The 18,513-nt window shown below is 52.2% G+C and carries 23 protein-coding genes; 12 read left to right on the top strand and 11 right to left on the bottom strand.

The features are described from left to right. Positions 1–308: 308 nt before the first annotated feature. The 3 genes from ACSBQN_RS09045 to flgA form a co-directional block, all read right to left on the bottom strand. Positions 309–749: a flagella synthesis protein FlgN gene (locus tag ACSBQN_RS09045; RefSeq protein ID WP_024473875.1), complete on the bottom strand. Its 441-nt coding sequence runs from the start codon at positions 747–749 to the stop codon at positions 309–311. Then, positions 742–1,062 (bottom strand): flagellar biosynthesis anti-sigma factor FlgM, encoded by a 321-nt coding sequence (gene flgM / locus ACSBQN_RS09040; RefSeq protein WP_024473874.1) that lies wholly within the window; start codon positions 1,060–1,062, stop codon positions 742–744. Before flgM ends, ACSBQN_RS09045 begins: the two co-directional genes overlap by 8 nt. A 114-nt stretch (positions 1,063–1,176) precedes the next feature. Continuing rightward, positions 1,177–1,833, bottom strand: a complete 657-nt coding sequence (flgA, locus tag ACSBQN_RS09035; RefSeq protein WP_024473873.1) for a flagellar basal body P-ring formation chaperone FlgA — start codon at positions 1,831–1,833, stop codon at positions 1,177–1,179. A 175-nt stretch (positions 1,834–2,008) separates the two neighbouring features. Between flgA and flgB the strand changes: the two genes are divergently transcribed. The 11 genes from flgB to flgL all read left to right on the top strand — a co-directional run bounded on the left by flgB (position 2,009) and on the right by flgL (position 12,166). Continuing rightward, positions 2,009–2,425: a flagellar basal body rod protein FlgB gene (flgB, locus tag ACSBQN_RS09030; RefSeq protein ID WP_214177334.1), complete on the top strand. Its 417-nt coding sequence runs from the start codon at positions 2,009–2,011 to the stop codon at positions 2,423–2,425. A gap of 5 nt (positions 2,426–2,430) precedes the next feature. Beyond that, entirely contained in the window at positions 2,431–2,835 is a 405-nt protein-coding gene (flgC, locus tag ACSBQN_RS09025; protein WP_004236840.1) for a flagellar basal body rod protein FlgC, read from the top strand. Positions 2,836–2,846: 11 nt separating this feature from the next. Then, positions 2,847–3,653, top strand: coding sequence for a flagellar hook assembly protein FlgD (locus tag ACSBQN_RS09020; protein WP_024473871.1), 807 nt, complete (start codon positions 2,847–2,849; stop codon positions 3,651–3,653). 29 nt (positions 3,654–3,682) lie between these two features. Beyond that, positions 3,683–4,897, top strand: a complete 1,215-nt coding sequence (flgE, locus tag ACSBQN_RS09015) for a flagellar hook protein FlgE (protein WP_024473870.1) — start codon at positions 3,683–3,685, stop codon at positions 4,895–4,897. Positions 4,898–4,918: 21 nt separating this feature from the next. Then, positions 4,919–5,674: a flagellar basal body rod protein FlgF gene (locus ACSBQN_RS09010; protein ID WP_214167757.1), complete on the top strand. Its 756-nt coding sequence runs from the start codon at positions 4,919–4,921 to the stop codon at positions 5,672–5,674. 19 nt (positions 5,675–5,693) lie between these two features. Further along, the gene (gene flgG / locus ACSBQN_RS09005; RefSeq protein ID WP_004236835.1) at positions 5,694–6,476 is read left to right on the top strand and encodes a flagellar basal-body rod protein FlgG; all 783 of its coding nucleotides are present in this window, start codon (positions 5,694–5,696) and stop codon (positions 6,474–6,476) included. A 76-nt stretch (positions 6,477–6,552) separates the two neighbouring features. Next, positions 6,553–7,302: a flagellar basal body L-ring protein FlgH gene (locus tag ACSBQN_RS09000; protein WP_354632824.1), complete on the top strand. Its 750-nt coding sequence runs from the start codon at positions 6,553–6,555 to the stop codon at positions 7,300–7,302. 17 nt (positions 7,303–7,319) lie between these two features. After that, positions 7,320–8,426 carry a flagellar basal body P-ring protein FlgI gene (locus ACSBQN_RS08995; protein ID WP_152695952.1) on the top strand — a complete coding sequence of 369 codons (1,107 nt, stop codon included), beginning with the start codon at positions 7,320–7,322 and terminating at the stop codon, positions 8,424–8,426. Continuing rightward, the gene (flgJ, locus tag ACSBQN_RS08990; protein ID WP_354632823.1) at positions 8,426–9,403 is read left to right on the top strand and encodes a flagellar assembly peptidoglycan hydrolase FlgJ; all 978 of its coding nucleotides are present in this window, start codon (positions 8,426–8,428) and stop codon (positions 9,401–9,403) included. The genes ACSBQN_RS08995 and flgJ overlap by 1 nt, the downstream gene beginning before the upstream one ends. 150 nt (positions 9,404–9,553) lie before the next feature. Then, positions 9,554–11,194 carry a flagellar hook-associated protein FlgK gene (gene flgK / locus ACSBQN_RS08985; RefSeq protein ID WP_024473865.1) on the top strand — a complete coding sequence of 547 codons (1,641 nt, stop codon included), beginning with the start codon at positions 9,554–9,556 and terminating at the stop codon, positions 11,192–11,194. Positions 11,195–11,218: 24 nt separating this feature from the next. After that, entirely contained in the window at positions 11,219–12,166 is a 948-nt protein-coding gene (gene flgL, locus ACSBQN_RS08980; protein WP_024473864.1) for a flagellar hook-associated protein FlgL, read from the top strand. 69 nt (positions 12,167–12,235) lie between these two features. On the opposite strand, the gene ACSBQN_RS08975 is transcribed toward flgL, so the two are convergent. After that, positions 12,236–13,189 (bottom strand): LysR family transcriptional regulator, encoded by a 954-nt coding sequence (locus ACSBQN_RS08975; RefSeq protein ID WP_214177336.1) that lies wholly within the window; start codon positions 13,187–13,189, stop codon positions 12,236–12,238. Positions 13,190–13,301: 112 nt separating this feature from the next. Between ACSBQN_RS08975 and ACSBQN_RS08970 the strand changes: the two genes are divergently transcribed. Continuing rightward, complete coding sequence (locus ACSBQN_RS08970; RefSeq protein ID WP_024473862.1) at positions 13,302–14,039, top strand: SDR family NAD(P)-dependent oxidoreductase; 738 nt, start codon at positions 13,302–13,304, stop codon at positions 14,037–14,039. 163 nt (positions 14,040–14,202) lie between these two features. Here ACSBQN_RS08970 and fliR read toward each other — a convergent pair whose 3' ends face one another. Genes fliR through fliL form a run of 7 tightly spaced genes read right to left on the bottom strand, consistent with a single transcriptional unit; the run spans position 14,203 to position 18,416 of the window. Further along, on the bottom strand, positions 14,203–14,988 hold the full coding sequence (fliR, locus tag ACSBQN_RS08965; protein ID WP_004236824.1) for a flagellar biosynthetic protein FliR: 786 nt from the start codon (positions 14,986–14,988) through the stop codon (positions 14,203–14,205). Between the two features lie 3 nt (positions 14,989–14,991). Further along, positions 14,992–15,261 carry a flagellar biosynthesis protein FliQ gene (gene fliQ / locus ACSBQN_RS08960; RefSeq protein ID WP_004236823.1) on the bottom strand — a complete coding sequence of 90 codons (270 nt, stop codon included), beginning with the start codon at positions 15,259–15,261 and terminating at the stop codon, positions 14,992–14,994. Positions 15,262–15,290: 29 nt separating this feature from the next. Next, positions 15,291–16,028, bottom strand: a complete 738-nt coding sequence (gene fliP, locus ACSBQN_RS08955; protein WP_370531218.1) for a flagellar type III secretion system pore protein FliP — start codon at positions 16,026–16,028, stop codon at positions 15,291–15,293. 11 nt (positions 16,029–16,039) lie between these two features. Next, positions 16,040–16,507 carry a flagellar biosynthetic protein FliO gene (fliO, locus tag ACSBQN_RS08950; RefSeq protein ID WP_201893277.1) on the bottom strand — a complete coding sequence of 156 codons (468 nt, stop codon included), beginning with the start codon at positions 16,505–16,507 and terminating at the stop codon, positions 16,040–16,042. A 1-nt stretch (position 16,508) separates the two neighbouring features. Further along, the gene (gene fliN, locus ACSBQN_RS08945) at positions 16,509–16,919 is read right to left on the bottom strand and encodes a flagellar motor switch protein FliN (RefSeq protein WP_024473859.1); all 411 of its coding nucleotides are present in this window, start codon (positions 16,917–16,919) and stop codon (positions 16,509–16,511) included. Continuing rightward, the gene (fliM, locus tag ACSBQN_RS08940) at positions 16,912–17,925 is read right to left on the bottom strand and encodes a flagellar motor switch protein FliM (protein WP_024473858.1); all 1,014 of its coding nucleotides are present in this window, start codon (positions 17,923–17,925) and stop codon (positions 16,912–16,914) included. Before fliM ends, fliN begins: the two co-directional genes overlap by 8 nt. Before the next feature lie 5 nt (positions 17,926–17,930). Beyond that, on the bottom strand, positions 17,931–18,416 hold the full coding sequence (fliL, locus tag ACSBQN_RS08935) for a flagellar basal body-associated protein FliL (protein ID WP_024473857.1): 486 nt from the start codon (positions 18,414–18,416) through the stop codon (positions 17,931–17,933). Between the last annotated feature and the right edge of the window lie 97 nt (positions 18,417–18,513).

Here is an 18,513-nt window from a genome sequence, read left to right as displayed (position 1 = left end):
CCGGCAGTATCAATATCACCGCTGAATAAGCTGTTGGCACGCGGGGTGAACCACCGGTCCGAAATACGGACCCGGCGGAAAATCAAAATGGCATGGATGCACTTCCTGTAATTCCTGCAGAATAGCGACATCTTCCCGGTGCCGGTAGTTCTCTGTCAGTATTTCCGGCTGTCAGAAGGTGAATAACGACATGGTGCGGGGGAGTCCTGTTTATCTGAGTATATCAGGAAAATACAGCAGTGAAGCGTAATGATAAACAGGGTAATAATACGTAATGGGATTAACTGCCGGGGAAGGGCAGTTAATTATCAGACAGAGATTTTTTTACCGAGTGCCGGTGTGCGGGATTCCTGGCCGTCAGCGCCGTAAGTCGCCTGGTTATTATGTTTTTTCATAAAATCCAGCCGCTCCTGATTAAACTGCATATGCAGTTTCAGCATCTGATGATTGCGGTAATTCATCTCTTTCAGCATCAGAGTAAGGTCTTTAATCGCATTCCAGACAGTGTGCATGGTTTCATTATTGTCATAAGGTGCACAGAGCCCGGTTTCCTGCTCAAGTGTCTGGCGGCGGGTTTCATTATGGCCGATAGCGGCAACCAGAAACCGTTTTTGTTCCGTGGCTTCCTGAAACGGAGACTGCGGAACACGCGGGTAGCCGAGTAACAACTCTTCATTTTTCATCACCTGATGCAGTGACTGTAAATGAGAGAGTTGTTGATCCAGCAGCGGCAGAAGTTGATCAGTCATTTTTATCAGCACTGTCCATGGATAACATGCACTCATGCGCATCGCGCAGCAGACCGTCAGCGATTTTACCGGCATCCATCCGTAATGTGCCGTCTTTCAGCGCCTGTTTAATTTCTGCCACCCGTGCAGTATTAATGTCGTTTTTACCCGGCGCAAGCAGCTGTTTCTGAAGTTCACTCGGCGAAAATGCGCTTTCGCGGACAGTCTCTTCGGCCTGAACTTTTTTATCGCGCACCGGCGCGGTCAGCTCTTTCGGGTCGCGGTTAATCACTTTTGTCAGTGCTGAAATCGCGGATGTTTGCTCAATTGCCATATCTGTTTTCCTTTTCCCGATCTGTATGAGATGGAGGGGCGCCTCCCTTGTGCTCATTGTTTATCGGCAATCTTATCTGAAACTTTATAACTAAATTCATCACGCAGCATATAACTACAGTGATACTTTCACGCTGCCGTTTTCAAGGGCTTCACCGCTGACCACCTGACCATTCACCAGCCGGACCCGGATAGTGGTGCCGGCGGCGGCATTATTAATGGCACGGCCTTCATATTTTACCGAGAAATTATCACCATCCGCCATGACAAAAACGCTTTGTCCGGCTTTTATTGCCCAGGGTTTGCGGGTCATGGACGCGACATAGGTCTGCCCGGCATCAATATTGCGCAGGGCAATGGCACCGCGGAGGGCTATTTTATCGGTAACCGCGCCCGCAGGCAATTTGTGAAGTAAACCGCGTTTTGTGCCGATATCCACAAGCTGAACAGTCTCACCGCGCTGAATCTGACGGGTTGCCACGTAATACTGACCGGTGACATTGACTGTCAGCTGCATAAAAGTGCGTTTTTTACCGCATAACACCGGCAGTGAGACATTGCCGGTGTTACGTCCGCCCGCAGGCAGTTGCAGTACCGGGTCTTTACAGGCGGGCCAGCGGTCGATCGGGGTTTTTATTTCGACAGAGACCTGCATGGGTTTCGGGTGCAGTTGCCGGAAGTAACGATTGATATCTTCCGGTAACCCGGCCCGGGCGGAGGCGGAAAACACCAGTAATCCGCTGATAAACAGGGTGCGGTAGCGGGGCGTCATTTTCCTCTCCTTCACAAACGGGATTATTTCTGATGGTCGCAGTTTACGCAATTTCCTCTCTGTTGAATCCGGTAAATAGGTTGGTTATTTCGCGTTTATCCCGCCATTAGATTTTGACGGGACAGATAATATACCTGTCACTAAAACAGGCGTAACACATCAACAGAGGGCAGACATGCTTGATAAGTTAAATGCCACGTTTGCATTTCAGCAGCAGGCTCTTTCGCTGCGGGAAACGCGTCAGACAATCCTGGCATCCAATATTGCCAATGCGGATACCCCGGGGTATCAGGCACGGGATATCGATTTCAGCCGTCAGCTGAAACAGGCGATGAGTAACGGCACGGTGAAGCACGGCGGTCTGGTGATGGCAGTGACCGCGAAAGGGCATATCAGCGGACACGGTGCCGCGACACCGTCAGCGGTTGATCTGAAATACCGGGTGCCGTATCAGACATCGATGGACGGCAATACCGTGGATATGGATGTTGAACGCAGTCAGTTTGCTGATAATACACTGAAATATCAGGCTGACCTGACCTTTATTAACAGCCGTGTGAAAAGCATGCTGGCTGTCTTACAGCAAGGGTAATTCTGATGGCACTACTGAGTATTTTTGATATTTCCGCCTCCGCACTGACCGCGCAGTCCCAGCGTCTGAACGTCAGCGCCAGTAACATGGCGAACGCCGAAAGTGTGGCAGGGCCGGACGGCGAACCGTACCGTGCGAAACAGGTGGTATTTCAGACCGCGCCGCAGGGGCGCTATGACATCGGCGGCGTGAAAGTCAGCCAGTTGATTGAAGACCCGGCTCCGCCGCGTCTGGAGTATAAACCCGGCCATCCGCTGGCGGATGAAAAGGGCTATGTACGGATGCCGAATGTGGACACCGTAGGTGAAATGATTAACACCATTTCCGCCTCCCGTAGTTATCAGGCAAACCTGGAAGTGATGAACACAGCCAAAGTGCTGTTGCAGAAAACCTTAACTCTCGGACAGTAACGGAGTGAGTCATGGGGATTAATGCAGCAACCAATGATCCGGTCAATAACGATATTGATGCACAGAAAAAACCGCAGAAAAGTCAGAGTGATGATATGCGGGACACCTTTCTGAAAATGATCGTCACGCAGATGCAGAATCAGGATCCGACCAAACCGATGGATAACACGGATCTGACCAGTCAGCTGGCGCAAATCGCCACCCTGGAAAGCATGAACAGCCTGAATGACAGTGTCAGCGGTATTTCAAAACAGATTAACTCCGGACAGTCATTACAGGCGACACAACTGGTCGGGAAAAATGTCCTGATCCCGGGCAGTGACCTGGTTCTGGTGCCAACCGGTGACGGAACAACCCGTGTAAAAGCTGATAATCCGCCGCCGGGTGATGATACATCGATTGCCCCGTTTGCGGATGATAACGGTGGTGATGACAGCAGCGGCAGCGGATTTGAATCGTCGCCGTTCGGTTTCTTCCTCGCCAAACCGGCGGACAAAATTGAGATAACTATCCGCGATAAAAATAAAGGGATTGTCAGAACCATCACGATTGACGGTGAAACCAAACCGGATATCTACGACAAGACCTGGGACGGCCGCAATGACAATGGTGAGCTGGTTGCCGATACCAAAGGAAAATACACCTTTGAGGTTAAAGCCACCATGAAGGGCGAAGAGATCCCGCAAAGCAGCGTCGTCAGACTGAAATACGCAAAAGTGAATGGCGTGACACCGGGAGCGGATGCACCGCTGCTGGATGTGGGCATCGGCAACAGCGTGCTGCTGTCTGAAATCTTTAAAGTGTATCCGTCAAATTAAAAAGAAAACCCAATTGTCATGGAGGTGACATGTCTTTTTCACAAGCAGTCAGCGGCCTGAATGCCGCTTCATCCGGTCTTGATTCGATCGGTAACAACATTGCCAACTCCGCAACCAACGGCTTTAAAGGGGCGCATGCTTCTTTTGCTGATATGTTTGCCGGTTCCGGTGTCGGTCTCGGGGTTAACGTTGCGGCGGTTTCCCAGAACTTCAAAGACGGTGCTATCACCCGTACTGACCGCGCTACTGATGTGGCAATTTCCGGTAACGGTTTTTTCCGTCTGCTGGATGGTAACGGTGATGTGGTTTACAGCCGTGACGGTGAATTCCACCGTGACAAGAGCGGTAACCTGGTCAACAACCAGGGCATGATGGTCACCGGCTTCCCGGCGGGTCAGGATGCTGACGGTAACACCACTATCCAGACCGGTGGAGTACCGCAACCTCTGAATATCCCGACCGATATGATGGACGCCAGAGCATCCGCCAAAGGTGAATTAACCATGAACCTGAACTCGGATGACAAAGTACCGTCAGTGACTGCGTTTGATCCGGATAACCCGGACAGCTACAACTTCAGCACCACCATGACGACCTATGACAGCCAGGGGAATACCCATGAGGTCGCGGTTTACTTTATCAAAACCGCTGACAACAAATGGACGGTCAAAGCCAAAGACAGCAGCGATAAAACAGCGGCTGTTCAGGATCTGGGCAACATGGAATTTGACGGTAACGGTAAATTAAAAGGTACCGCCGACTTTAAATTCAACTATACCGGCTTAAACGGTGCGAATAACGGCACGATTGACCTGAGTTTCAACAAAACCCGTCAGCAGAAAGTCACTGAGTCATCAGTCAGCAAAATCGATATTGATGGCTATCAGTCCGGTGAATACACCAGCTTCAAAATTGAGAATGACGGCACCATCACCGCCAGCTATTCCAATCAGCAGAAGCGGACTGTCGGTAAAATCGCACTCTCTTCCTTTGCCAACAATAACGGCCTGGCATCCCAGGGCGGTAACGTCTGGAAAGCCACTAATGCCTCCGGTAACCCGATGGACGGCGTTCCGGGCACCGGACAGTTCGGCAACCTGACCGGCGGCGCGGTGGAAGCCTCCAACGTGGATATGAGCCAGGAACTGATCAACATGATTGTGATGCAGCGTAACTATCAGTCCAACTCGCAGACCATCAAAACGCAGGATCAGATGCTGCAGACGCTGGTTAACTTACGTTAAGCATAAAGACAGAAGGTGGCCATGGATCACGTTATTTATACGGCAATGGGCGGCGCTAAACACGCGCTGGAAAATCAGGCCATTGTCTCGAACAACATTGCCAACGTCTCGACATCCGGGTTTAAGGCTCAGTTATCCGCCATGCGGGCTGTGCCGGTAAACGGTGATACAGAGCAGACCCGGACACTGGTGGTCTCTTCGACCCCCGGGGCGGACATGACTCAGGGGCCGCTGAACTACACCGGCCGTCAGATGGATGTCGCGCTGAATGAAGGTCATTTCCTGGCGGTGGCACTGCCGGGCGGGGAAGAAGCCTATACCCGTAACGGCAGCATTCAGATTTCAGCGGACGGTCAGCTGATGCTGGGTGAACACCTTCTGCAGGGTGACGGCGGCGCGATTGATGTGCCGCCGCACGCGGAACTGACCATCGGCGGTGACGGTACGATTACGGCGCTGATCCCGACCGATCCGCCTACCATGCTCGGACAGATAGGCCGCCTGAAAGTGGTGGAAGCGAAACCGCAGGATGTGCTGCGCGGCGAAGACGGGCTGTTTCATCTCACTGCCGCTGCGCGTAACGCTAACGGCAATGAGCTGCCGGTGAGTGAGCGCGGCAAAGTGGCATCCGGTGTTCTGGAGGGCAGTAACGTCAATCCGGCACAGGCGATGGTGGAAATGATCGCCAATGCGCGTCATTTCGAAATGCAGATGAAAGTGGTTCACAGCGCGGATGAGAATGCCCAGCGGGCCAATCAGCTGCTTGCGGTGAGTTAATATTCAGTAAGGAATTATCATGATCCGTTCATTATGGATTGCCAAAACCGGGCTTGAAGCCCAGCAGACGAACCTGGATGTTATTTCCAACAACCTGGCCAACGTCAGCACCAACGGTTTTAAACGCCAGCGTGCGGTGTTTGAAGATCTGCTTTATCAGAACATCCGCCAGCCGGGTGCTATGAGTTCCGAGCAGACCTCTCTGCCGACTGGTCTCCAGTTGGGTACCGGTGTGCGTCCGGTTGCAACCACCCGTATTCATGCCCAGGGTGCGCTGAACAAAACCGGCACCTCGACCGATATCGCCATCAGCGGACAGGGTTTTATCCATGTCCAGATGCCGGACGGTTCTGATGCCTATACCCGAGACGGTTCACTGCATCCGGATCAGAACGGTCAGCTGGTGACCTCATCCGGTTATCAGATTGTCCCGGCCATTATGATCCCTGAAGGGGCGCAGAAGATGGAAATCGGCCGTGACGGTACGGTTTCTGTCACCATGTACGGTGAAAGCCAGCCGCAGCAGATCGGCCAGATTACCCTGACCACCTTCATCAATGATGCAGGTCTGGAGAGCATCGGCGAAAACCTGTATATGGAAACCGCCAGTTCCGGTGCTCCGACAGAAAGTGCCCCTGAAACCAACGGCGCAGGCCGTCTGTATCAGGGCATGGTGGAAACCTCTAACGTTAACGTGGCGGAAGAACTGGTCAATATGATCCAGACGCAGCGCGCGTATGAGATCAACAGTAAGGCCGTTTCCGCCTCTGACCAGATGTTACAGCGTCTGACACAACTGTAATCCCCGTCCCGGCGGTGAGGTTATCGCTGCCGGGGCTTTTTGACTGAGACACGCACAGAACAGCAAGAGTATTAAGATGACTGAAAGCGGCATTGTTCCATGGCAGCAGGATTGCGCAAGTTCTCCTGCCACTTCTGTTTGCGGGCGCGGACTGGTGACAGCGGCAGTGCTTGCCGTATCACTCAGCGGCTGTGCTTACATCAAACCCAAACCGCTGGTGGATACCCATACCACCGCGCTGCCGGTCGCACCGACTGCCCCGGCCGCGAACGGTGCTATTTTTCAGAGTGCGCAGCCTGCCTACTACGGCTACCAGCCGCTGTTTGAGGACAGACGTCCGCGTAATACCGGCGATATCCTCACCATCAATCTGCAGGAAAACGTCAGCGCCAGCAAAAACTCCTCCGCGAATGCCAACCGTGCCGGAAAAACCGGCTTTCTTGCGTCCATTTTGCCCGGCTTTATGCAGGGCTGGCTCGGCGGCAGCAACACGGAGCTGGACGTAAAAGGTAACAGCGAATTTACCGGCAAAGGTGGTGCCAATGCCCAGAATACCTTTAAGGGCACCATTACGGTTACGGTGGATCAGTTGCTGGCGAACGGTAACCTGCATGTGGTGGGTGAAAAACGGATCGCCATTAACCAGGGCACGGAATCTATCCGTTTCTCCGGTGTGGTCAACCCGCGCACTATCGGAGCGGATAACAGTGTCAGCTCCACTCAGGTGGCGGATGCCCGTATTGAATATGTCGGCGACGGCTATATCAACGAATCGCAGAATATGGGCTGGTTACAGCGCTTCTTCCTGAATGTGTCACCGTACTGAGCAGAGGTAAAGTGAGAATGAAAAAAGTACTGACCGGCCTGCTGATTGCGGTTTTAGGTGTGGCGGCTCTTCCCGCACACAGTGAGCGGATTAAGGATCTGACCACCGTACAGGGCGTGCGTGAGAATGCGCTGATTGGTTACGGGCTGATTGTCGGCCTCGACGGTACCGGTGACCAGACCATGCAGACGCCGTTTACCACGCAGAGTCTGAATAACATGCTGTCACAGATGGGGATTACCGTACCGCCGGGCACCAATATGCAGCTGAAAAACGTGGCGGCGGTGATGGTCACTGCTAAAATGCCGCCGTTTGCCCGTTCCGGCCAGGCGATCGACGTGGTCGTTTCCTCAATGGGTAACGCCAAAAGTCTGCGCGGCGGCACACTGCTGATGACCCCGCTTAAAGGCGTGGATGGTCAGGTGTATGCGCTGGCACAGGGCAATATCCTGGTCGGCGGTGCCGGTGTCAGTGCCGGCGGCAGCAGTGTCAAAGTGAACCAGCTGGCCGGCGGGCGTATCAGCGGCGGGGCGACGATTGAGCGTGAACTGCCGGGCGGATTCGGTCAGAGCGGCGTGATTAATCTCCAGCTGAATGAAGACAGTTTTGCGCTGGCGCAGGATATCAGTGACGCGGTGAACCGCATGAACGGTTTCGGTACCGCAACGCCGCTGGATTCCCGCACGGTACAGTTACGGGTGCCGCAGAGCAGCAGTGATCAGGTGCGCTTCCTGGCGCGGGTGCAGGATCTGAATATCCGTCCTCCGCAGAATGAAGCCAAAGTTATCCTGAACTCCCGCACCGGCTCTGTCGTGATTAACCGGACCGTCACGCTCGACAGTTGCGCGGTTGCCCACGGCAGCCTCGCGGTGACAGTCGAGCGCCAGACACAGGTCAGTCAGCCGGATACGCCGTTTGCCGGCGGGCAGACTGTCGTGACGCGCAACACCAATGTCGGGATCCGTGAGCAGGACGGCACACTGAAAAAAGTGAATGCCGGGGCGAATCTCAATCAGGTTATTCAGGCTCTCAATACATTAGGGGCCACACCGACCGACCTGATGTCGATTTTACAGGCGATGGAAAGTGCCGGTTGTCTGCGGGCGAAACTGGAGATCATCTGATGAGCGACATACAGTTGATGCAGAGTGCGGCCTACGATGTACAGTCGCTGGGCAGCCTGAAACAGCAGCTGAATGAAAAACCGCAGGAGGGGCTGCGTCAGGTGACGCAGCAACTGGAAGCGACCTTTGTTCAGATGATGCTCAAAAGCATGCGCGCCGCACTGCCGCAGGACGGATTGTTCTCCAGCGACCAGACCCGGATGCTCACCAGTATGTATGACCAGCAGATAGCCCAGAACCTGTCAGAAAAAGGGCTGGGCTTCGGCGATATGATGTTTAAGCAGCTTTCTGCGGTTAATGAACCGGATCTGCCGCTGCGTTCTTCGATGATGGCGCTGGATGATGCCACAGTGATTCAGTCCATGCCGCAGCAGGCAATGGCGCAACTGATGCGGAAATTCAGTTCTGCGGGTGATGCACTGAGTTCACCGCTGAAAAAAGTGCGTGAACTGGGTCTTAACAGTCAGAATTTCATTGCAAAACTGACAGAGCCGGCGAAAGCAGCATCACAGAAAAGTGGTGTGCATCATCTGCTGATCCTGGCACAGGCAGCACTGGAAAGCGGCTGGGGAAAGCGGGAAATTCTGACCGCAGACGGCAAAACCAGTCACAACCTGTTTGGTATCAAAGCCGGTAAGGGCTGGGAAGGGCCGGTTACCAATATCATGACCACCGAGGTTATCAACGGCAAGACCATTAAAATGCGTGATAACTTCCGTGTTTACGGCTCTTATGAAGAGGCAATTGCCGATTATACCCGTCTGCTGACCGAAAACCCGCGTTATCACGGCGTGAAACAGGCTGCCAGTCCGGAGCAGGCGGCACAGCGTCTGCACAAGGCCGGATATGCCACTGACCCGGGATATTCGGACAAGCTGATTGTTCTCATTAATCAAATCCGCGACACACCCGCAGCCGCACCGGCGGCTTCCCGCGCCGTACAGGCGTACACCCTCGATTTGAGTGACATTTTCTGACAAATTCACAGCGTAAAAAAATGCAGTTAACACTAAATTTTTACGCCGTCTTTCCGATAACAAGGTAAGACATAATTTTAAACGGATGCTATCTGCGCTGCATTTTCAGTAAGTCGCCGGGAAAGCAGTCGCCAGAGAAAGGAAAAGCACATGCTGAATAATGTAATGAATAACGCATTAAGCGGAATTAACGCAGCCCAGGGCGGGCTGAGTGTTATTTCCAACAACCTGGCCAACGCTGGGGTGGGTTATTATCACCGCCAGAGCGCGGTATTCGGTGAAAACCCGGGCACAATGACAACCAACGGCTATTTCGGCAACGGCACCTATTTCAGCCATGTCCGCCGTGAGTTCGATGAATTCGTCAATACGCAGTATAACAACGCGCGTTCCCGCAGCGGCGACTACGAAGCATTCATGAAAAATGCCTCCGGGGTGGATGACCTGTTATCCAACAGTACGGATGATCTTGCCGGGATGCTGGGCAGTTTTTTCACCTCGCTGGACGAAGCCGCCAGTGATGCCAGTGACAAAACGCTGGTGGATGTCTTCCTCGGCAAAGCAAAAACCATGGTCAGTCAGATGAAGGAAGCTGACCGACGTCTGCGTGAGATGGATAACGATGTTAACCATCAGATTGATAATAAAGTCAAAGATATCAATACGTACGCGGAAAAAATTGCCAAACTGAATGAGCAGATCAGTAACTCGCGTGCGGTTAACGGTGCAGAGCCGAATGATTTGCTGGATGTGCGTGACCGTCTGGTCAGTGAGCTGAACTCGGTTATCGGTATCAAAGTCATTGAGCAGAACGGTAACTTCAACGTCTCGTTTGCCAACGGCCTGCCGCTGGTGACCGGCGGACGTGCTAACCGCCTTGAAGCCGTGGCTTCCGGTGCGGATGACAGCCGTCTGAGTGTCGGTTTTGTTGATTCCGCCGGTAATGTCCGTGAAATCAAAGATGAGCAGATCCGTGGTGGTGAGCTGAGCGGTGTTCTGCGTTCCCGCCGTGAAATTATCGACCCGGCAAGACAAAAACTGAACCAGATGGCGCTGGTCTTTGCGGAAAAATTCAATGAAGTTCATCGTAAAGGCTATGATGCCAACGGTAATACCGGTAAAGATTTCTTTGCGGTCGGCAGCGGCAGTGTGGTCAGCAATACCCACAACAAAGGCAAAGCCGATTTTGATATCAAATACAGTGATGTCTCTAAAGTCACCGGCAATAACTACGATGTCAGTTATGATGGCACCAACTGGAATGTGACCCGCCTGCCGGAAGGCACTGTGGTTAATGCGACATTTGACAGTGCGACCGGAACATTAAGTTTTGAGGGTATGGACGTCAAAATTGCCAATAACACCGCTCAGGCCGGTGATAGTTTTCTTCTCAAGCCGGTAGATAATGTTATCGGCGGCATGAATACGCTCATCAATAATGCGGCGGATTTCGCGGCGGCAGACAGCACCGGCGGCGCCAGCAACAATGAAAACATCAAAGAGCTGGTAAAACTGCAGGATCAGAAACTGGTCGGCGGCACATCAACCCTGTCCGATTTCTATGCATCACTTGTCAATGATGTGGGCAGCAAAGCCAGCCAGGCACAGATTGATTCCGAAGTGCAGAACAAACTGACGGTCAGCTTCTATGAGCAGCAGCAGGGGATTTCCGGTGTTAATACCAACGAAGAAAGTGTCCAGATGCAGAAAATGCAGCAGTTCTTTAATGCCAATGCCAAAGTGCTGTCGACCGTTGATGAGTTATTCAACGTTCTGATGCGTGCATTCTGATTTTGAGTTAAGAAGGAAATTATCATGCGTTTCAGCACCAATTTAATGTTCAGTCAGCGTGTGTCGGATATGAACAGTGCCACCGCCCGCTGGATGGAAGCGGGCAGTAAACTGGCTTCCGGTAAACGTGTCAGTAAGCCGTCAGATGACCCGCAGGCATCCGCACAGGCGGTGCGTGTCACTCAGTCTGAGACCCGCAATCAGCAGTATGTGTCCACACGCGGCTATGCAAAAACCGGGATGACATTGCAGATGAGCATTCTGACTCAGATGAATGAAGTGTCCACACAGATGGATTCAACAGTTATTCAGGCAGCCAACCAGGGCGCACTCAGCGATAACGACCGCGCATCACTGGCAGAACAGTTACAGGGGCTGAAAGATCAGCTGGTGTCTCTGGGTAACACGACTGATGGTAATGGTCGTTATATTTTCGGCGGTTATGAATCAGATACGCCGCCGTTTGAAGTGGATGCGGCGACCGGCGATGTGATTTACAAAGGCGGCGATAAATCCATCACTCAAAATGTGGGCAGTGATCGTGAAATGACCAGTTATTTTGCCGGTTCAGAGGTATTCGCCACCACAACAAACGCCAAAGGCGAGAAAGTGGCGGATATGTTCTCGGCGATCAATAAAGGTCTGGAAGCACTGAAAATTCCGCAGCAGAATGCCTCACAGGCTGATCTGGACAAAGCCAAAGCCGGGATGGATGAAGCAAACCGCGGTATTAAAGCCGGGATGGAAAAAATCTCCAATATTGAAGCGAAACAAGGCTTGCAGTTACAGGAAATCGACAGTCTGGATTTTCTGTCACAGACCCGCCGGATCCAGAATGAAAGCCGTCTGAGCAACCTCGTCAATACGGACTGGACCAGCACGGTATCGGATTATCAAAAAGAAATGGCGCTGTTCCAGGCCTCGCAGGATATTTTTAAAGATCTCAACAGTATGTCGCTGTTTGGTCGTTAAGTTATCCGGTTTCAGTACTGAATTCCTTTGGCCGTCACTGCGACGGCCTTTTTTTGTGCCGGATACCGGTCAGCGGACAGGGACTATCACCGAATGTTCCGGAAATGCACCGGCCGGCTGCAGTTCTTCTGTCAGAAAATCAATGAATGCACGGAGACGCGGGGATTTGCGTGCTTCAGCCGGGCAGGCAATATGATAAATATGGGATACGGTGGTCCAGGGTTCCAGCACCGGAACCAATTGCCCGTTAGCCACGGCGCTGCGGGCAATAAAGTCATGCATCATTGCGACGCCGTTACCGGATACCGCCATATAGTATGCGGCCATCACATCCTCATAAAATGCCATGTCACCCAGTGTACTGAGATGCACAACTTCATTATTGATAACCAGCGGCCAGCGCAGTGGTCTGGTCTGTTCCTGCAAATGCATCTGCAGGCAGTTATGATGGCGGAGATCTTCCGGGGTATTCAGCGGCGGTGCCTTTTTCAGATAATCCGGTGAGGCATAAATCCGGAACATAGCGAAATCAACCGGGGTGGCAATCCAGTCGGGTAAATAATTCAGCCAGCTGGTCATCACTACATCGCAATCCGTGTTTTCCTGGCGCGGAATACGGAAGCGGAGATGAAAATCGACCTCAATCTGCGGATAACGGCGGCGGAATTTCGGCATCAGCGGAAACACTTTCAGATAGGCGTAATCATTGGGCAGGCAAACCCGGATTTTCCCGGCCGGAATGGTTTTCATGTCCTGCAGGGCATTCTCTGCATCATACATCGCGTCCAGTGCTGTCCTGCAATAGCTGAGATATTGTTCTCCCGCTTCTGTCAGCCGCACATGGCGGGTGGTCCTGACAAACAGCGGACTGCCCAGCTTCTGTTCCAGCCTCGCAATGGTTTTGCTGACCGCTGCCGGAGAAATATTCAGCACCTGTGCCGCCTGTGAAAAGCTTTGCAGTTCGGCGGCACGGCAGAACAGTTCCAGCGTGCCCAGCATCAGATCATCAAAATGGCGCGGCATTATTAACCTCAGGTTGGTAATGAAGTGATATCAGAGTAGTTTATTTCACGCAATGAAGAAATATAATAATTCACATCAATTGCAAGTAATAAATCATAACTGAAGGCTATTTATGAAACCACAACAGCGGACTGCCATCATTACCGATGCAGAAAGTTGTCTGGGGAAAGCGTTAGTCAGAACACTGCTTGATGAACATTACAATGTTATCGGCATATTCAGCAGCGATGAACACATGCAGAGTTTTTTGCAGGAACTGGATAATAAAACCGCATTTTTACCCGTTACCGGTGAAAGTCATTGTACCGATTTTGCCGCGCAGCTGATACAGCAGGGTATTATTCGCTTCGGGAATATCGATATTATTATTCATAATTCCGGTGCTTTTCTCAGCAAAACTTATGAAAAAACGACACCGGATGATTTCATGCATTTAATAAACAGCAATATTTATAGTTTATTTAATCTGAGTCAATTGGCGATTAAAAACATGTTGAAAAATCACGGTGGTAAAATTATCGTGGTAACCTCCTGTATTGCCCTGCAACCGTCGCAGAAAATACCGGCTGCACTGAGTGTCCTGGCAAAGGAAGGCGTGCACGGACTGGTCAGAGCACTGGCGCTGGAGTATGCAAAGAAAAATATCCGCGTTAATGCGGTAGCACCGGGGTATATTGAGTCCCCGCTGAATACAGAACTCAATCAGGATTTTATTAATTTAGTCTCACCGGCGGATAAAGTCGGAACCATTAATGATATTATAGAAAGTATTCGTTTTCTGCTGAAATCTGACTATATTAACGGCACTGTCATGCCGGTGGACGGAGGTTATTCAGCAGGAAATTGGTAACCGTGTTATTTCTCAAGTCGTTTTCCGGATTATACACAGCAATATTCATTTGTACGCCATTACCGGATCCGGTAATCACTTTCTCGGTGATTACCGGTTTTTTATTTAAGGGAGATAACAGGATACTTATGCTGTTCTGACACCGGATATGAGTCAGGTCAGGTTACGGAGAGGCAAACAGGTTAAAAATCAGTGAGAGCTGCTCAAACGCCTGATGAATGACCCGCTCGGTAAAGCCCGGCAGGACGGAGATGATCAGGCCCAGCATGCTGATGCCGACGGTCAGTGTCAGCGGAAAACCCACCACAAACACAGAAAGCTGCGGCGTCATCCGGTTCAGAATCCCCAATGCGAGGTTAAGAATCAGGAACAGAGTGATAAACGGCAGCGCCAGCATTAACCCGTTGAGAAAGATATGATTGGCCGACTGTACCAGCATGCGGAATCCTTCACGGTTGAGCGGGGTGACCTGCACCGGAATGAGGTCAAACGAGCTTATCACAATATGGATAAGCCACAGGTGTCCGTCAAATGCGAGAAACAGCAGCAGGGTGATAAGGTTCAGGATACGTGCCAGAATCGGCATATTCGGCCCGCCGCTCGGGTCAAAGAAGGTAGCGAAGGATAAGCCCATCTGCAGGCCGATCACTTCCCCTGCATGACGGACAGCGGCAAACGCCATCTGCATGGTCAGTCCCATCGCCACACCTATCACCACCTGTTGTAAAATCACCCACAAACCGGGGGCGGAAAACAGCGGGATATTTACCACCGGCAGTTGCGGGGACACAATCAGAACCGTGAAAAAGGCCAGCATCACCCGAACCTTGCTGATTGATTGTTTTTCATTGAAAAACGGTGCCGTACCCAGTAAAGCCAGCACCCGGATAAACGGGTAAAATCCCTGGCTCAGCCACAGCGTCAGTGTTTCACTGGTGATACTTAACATAGATCAGCCGATGATAAACGGCAGATTGGTTAACAGTGCGCGCATATAGTCAGTGAGCAGATTGAGCATCCACGGACCGGCAATCACAATCACACTGATAACAGACAGAATTTTCGGAATGAATGACAGGGTCATCTCATTCACCTGAGTGGCAGCCTGTAACAGGCTTATCAGCAGACCGGCGGCCAGGGCAGCCAGCAGCAGCGGGGCTGCCAGCATCAGGGCGATTTTCATGGCTTCGGTGCCCATCGCCATTACGGATTCCGGTGTCATACTCTCTCCTGACTCATATTATCTCCTGACTAAAAAAAGCTTTGTGATAACGAACCGAGCAGTAACTGCCAGCCATCCACCAGCACAAAAAGCATCAGCTTAAAGGGCAGCGAAACCGTGGCGGGCGGTACCATCATCATCCCGAGTGCCATCAGTACACTGGCAACCACGAGGTCAATAATCAGGAACGGAATAAACAGCGTGAAACCAATCTGGAAGGCGGTTTTCAGCTCACTGGTGATAAAGGCCGGGATCAGAATGCGCATCGGCACATCTTTGGCTTCCTGAATCTCACCCACTTTGGCGATACGGGCAAACAGCGCCAGGTCGTTTTCGCGTGTCTGGCCGAGCATAAATGTGCGCAGCGGTGCGGTGCCGCGATCCAGTGCTGTTTCCAGGCTGATTTTGTCTTCACTGAACGGACGGTAAGCATCCTCGTAGACTTTATCGAACACCGGTGACATCACGAAAAACGTCAGAAACAGGGCCAGTCCCAGCAGAACCTGGTTCGGCGGTGCGGATGGTGTTCCGAGTGCGTTGCGTAATAAACCCAGCACAATAATGATGCGGGTAAAACTGGTGGTCATCAGCAGCAGTGCAGGGATAAAGCCCAGCAGTGTCAGAAACAGCAGGGTCTGAACCGGCAGAGACCAGCTCTGGCCGCCGTCCGGCAGCACATGACTGACGACGCCCGGCAGTGAAGCCTGCGCCTGCGGAACCAGCAGAAACAGAGCGAGTGCGGGAATGGCGCGTTTGAGCAATGACATCATGAAAAATCTCAGCGTGGTTCGTCAGCCGGTACCGCATCTTTATTTGCGGCACGTTTGGTTTTCAGCAGTGCCTGAAAGGCGGAAGGGGCATCAGTTACCGCTGCCGGGTCAGCCGGACAGCGATGCAGCAGATTAACCGACTGCGCGGTCACACCCAGAACCAGCCATTCACCCTGAATCTCCGCCACCACCAGCCGTTCTTTGTTTCCCAGAGAACAGGTGCTTCTGATATTCAGCAGCGGATTTTTGCCGGCCAGTTTTGCGGTAAAGCCGAATTTGCGGATAAACCAGGTCAGTCCCAGGATCAGCAGAATAATTCCGCTGAGTGCGCCGGACACCTGAATCAGGCTGTCCGTGCTGTTAATCGCCTGAGAACCGGCGGCGGGCGGCGGCAGAGCGACGGAAGAAAAAACGGCATTATCTGCCGTTTTCTCCGCGGCCGGTAAAACAGGGGTGCCGGATGCGGTCGGTGTCATATCAGCGGCTCAGGCGGCGCATACGTTCAGACGGGGTGATAATATCCGTTATGCGGATACCGTAATTGTCGGAGACCACCACCACTTCCCCCTGGGCAATCAGATAACCGTTGATCAGGATATCCAGCGGCTCACCGGCCAGTCCGTCCAGTGCCACCACAGAGCCCTGGGATAAACTCAGCAGCTTCTTGATGGTCATTTTTGTCCGGCCCAGTTCCACAGAGAGACGGACAGGGATATCCATAATCAGATTGATATCAGACAGCTGATTCAGCGGATTCTGGCTGTCGAGATTATCAAACGCCTGGCTGTTCCCGGTTTCTGTTTTTTTTTGTTGTTCCATTGCCTCTGCCCACAGAGACTCGCCATCGTGTTCCGGGTTCATATCAGGAGTGTTGTTCGCCTCACTCATTGGTTTTTTCCTCGTCCAGAGTGTTTAATACAGGATTAATCAAATGTTCCACACGCAATGCATACTGGCCGTCCCGGGTGCCGTACTGGCTGGTCAGTACCGGTACGCCGTCCACACTGACAATCAGGCGATCCGGTTTCTCCACCGGGATCACATCCCCTTTCTGCAGTTGCAGTAATTTTGAAATCCGCAGCGGGATTTCAGCAAAATTCGCGACCAGTTCCAGCTCGGAATGCTTCACCTGTGTCACCAGACTGGATACCCAGGCTTCATTTTCCTGGTGACCGTGCTCCATCGGCGGGTTAATCAGCCGCTCGCGGATAGGTTCAATCATGGCAATCGGAATACAGATGCTCAGCTCACCCACGGTATTACCGATCTCCACCAGGAAGGAGGTGGTGACCACGATATCGTTGGGGGAGGTGGTGATATTGGTGAATTTCACCTGCATTTCAGAGCGCACATATTCCACATCCACTTCAGCAATCGGCTTCCAGGCATCGCGGTAAGCGTTCAGTGCCAGTTTCAGCATACGGTGGATAATGCGCTGTTCGGTGTTGGTGAACTCCCGGCCTTCGGAGCGGACCGGAAAACGGCCGTCACCGCCGAACAGGTTATCGACAGCGATATAGACCAGTGCCGGTTCAAAGGTGAACAGTGCGGTTCCGCGCAGCGGCGGCATATGCACAAGGTTCAGGTTGGTCGGCACCGGCAGGTTACGGGCAAATTCATGATAAGGTTCAATTTTGATACCACCGACAGTGATATCAGGACTGCGGCGCAGCATGTTGAACAATCCCATCCGGAACTGACGGGCAAAACGCTCGTTAATAATTTCCAGGGACTGCATACGCTCGCGGATAACGCGGCGCTGGGTATTCGGGTCATAAGGACGGACTTTGTCCTTACTTTTATTGAGTGCTGTGTCGGCAGGCTGCGGCTCTGACGGCGAGTCACCATTGAGCAGCGCGTCTATCTCTGCCTGAGATAAAATATTATCGCTCATCAGTTTTACCGGAGAATAAAGGTGGTGAATAACACATCCGAAATTTCCTGATCCGGCTGTCCCTGTACCACGGTCGGGGCTAAGGTGGTTTTAACTGCCTTCATCAGCTGAAGTTTGCCGTCATGGGTTCCGAGTGTCTGCGGGGACTGCTGTGAGAGCAGAAGTAACAGGCGGCTGCGGACTTCCGGCAGATACTCATGGAGCTGTTTGCGGGAACGCTCGTTGGCCAGACGCAGTGTCATATCAATATACAGCACACGATCACGGCCGTTATTCATACCGGGAAGATTCACGGTAAACGGTTCAATGCCCATAAAGATAGGCTCAGGCATATTGGCCCGTTTCTCGTCTGCGGTACCGGCGGTGGTGCTCTCCTGGTGAGAAGACCACCAGCTGTAACCCCCGAAACCTGCTCCTGCGAGGGCAATCAGGGCGAAAATAACCAGTAACCCGGTATTGGAACCTTTTGAGGCATTGCGTGAAGACGACATGTTAACTGAATTCCTATTTCTTGATAGCAAAACCCGTCAGGGGTTTCATACTCTGTAAGCCCATCCATTATGGCGTGCTTCTGAAGGACTAAAGGGG

Origin of the sequence: Morganella sp. B601 (assembly GCF_051172335.1) — a bacterium.
GTDB lineage: Bacteria > Pseudomonadota > Gammaproteobacteria > Enterobacterales > Enterobacteriaceae > Morganella > Morganella morganii.
Note: the sequence above shows the minus strand (reverse complement) of the source record. Positions and strands in the feature narration are given on the sequence as shown.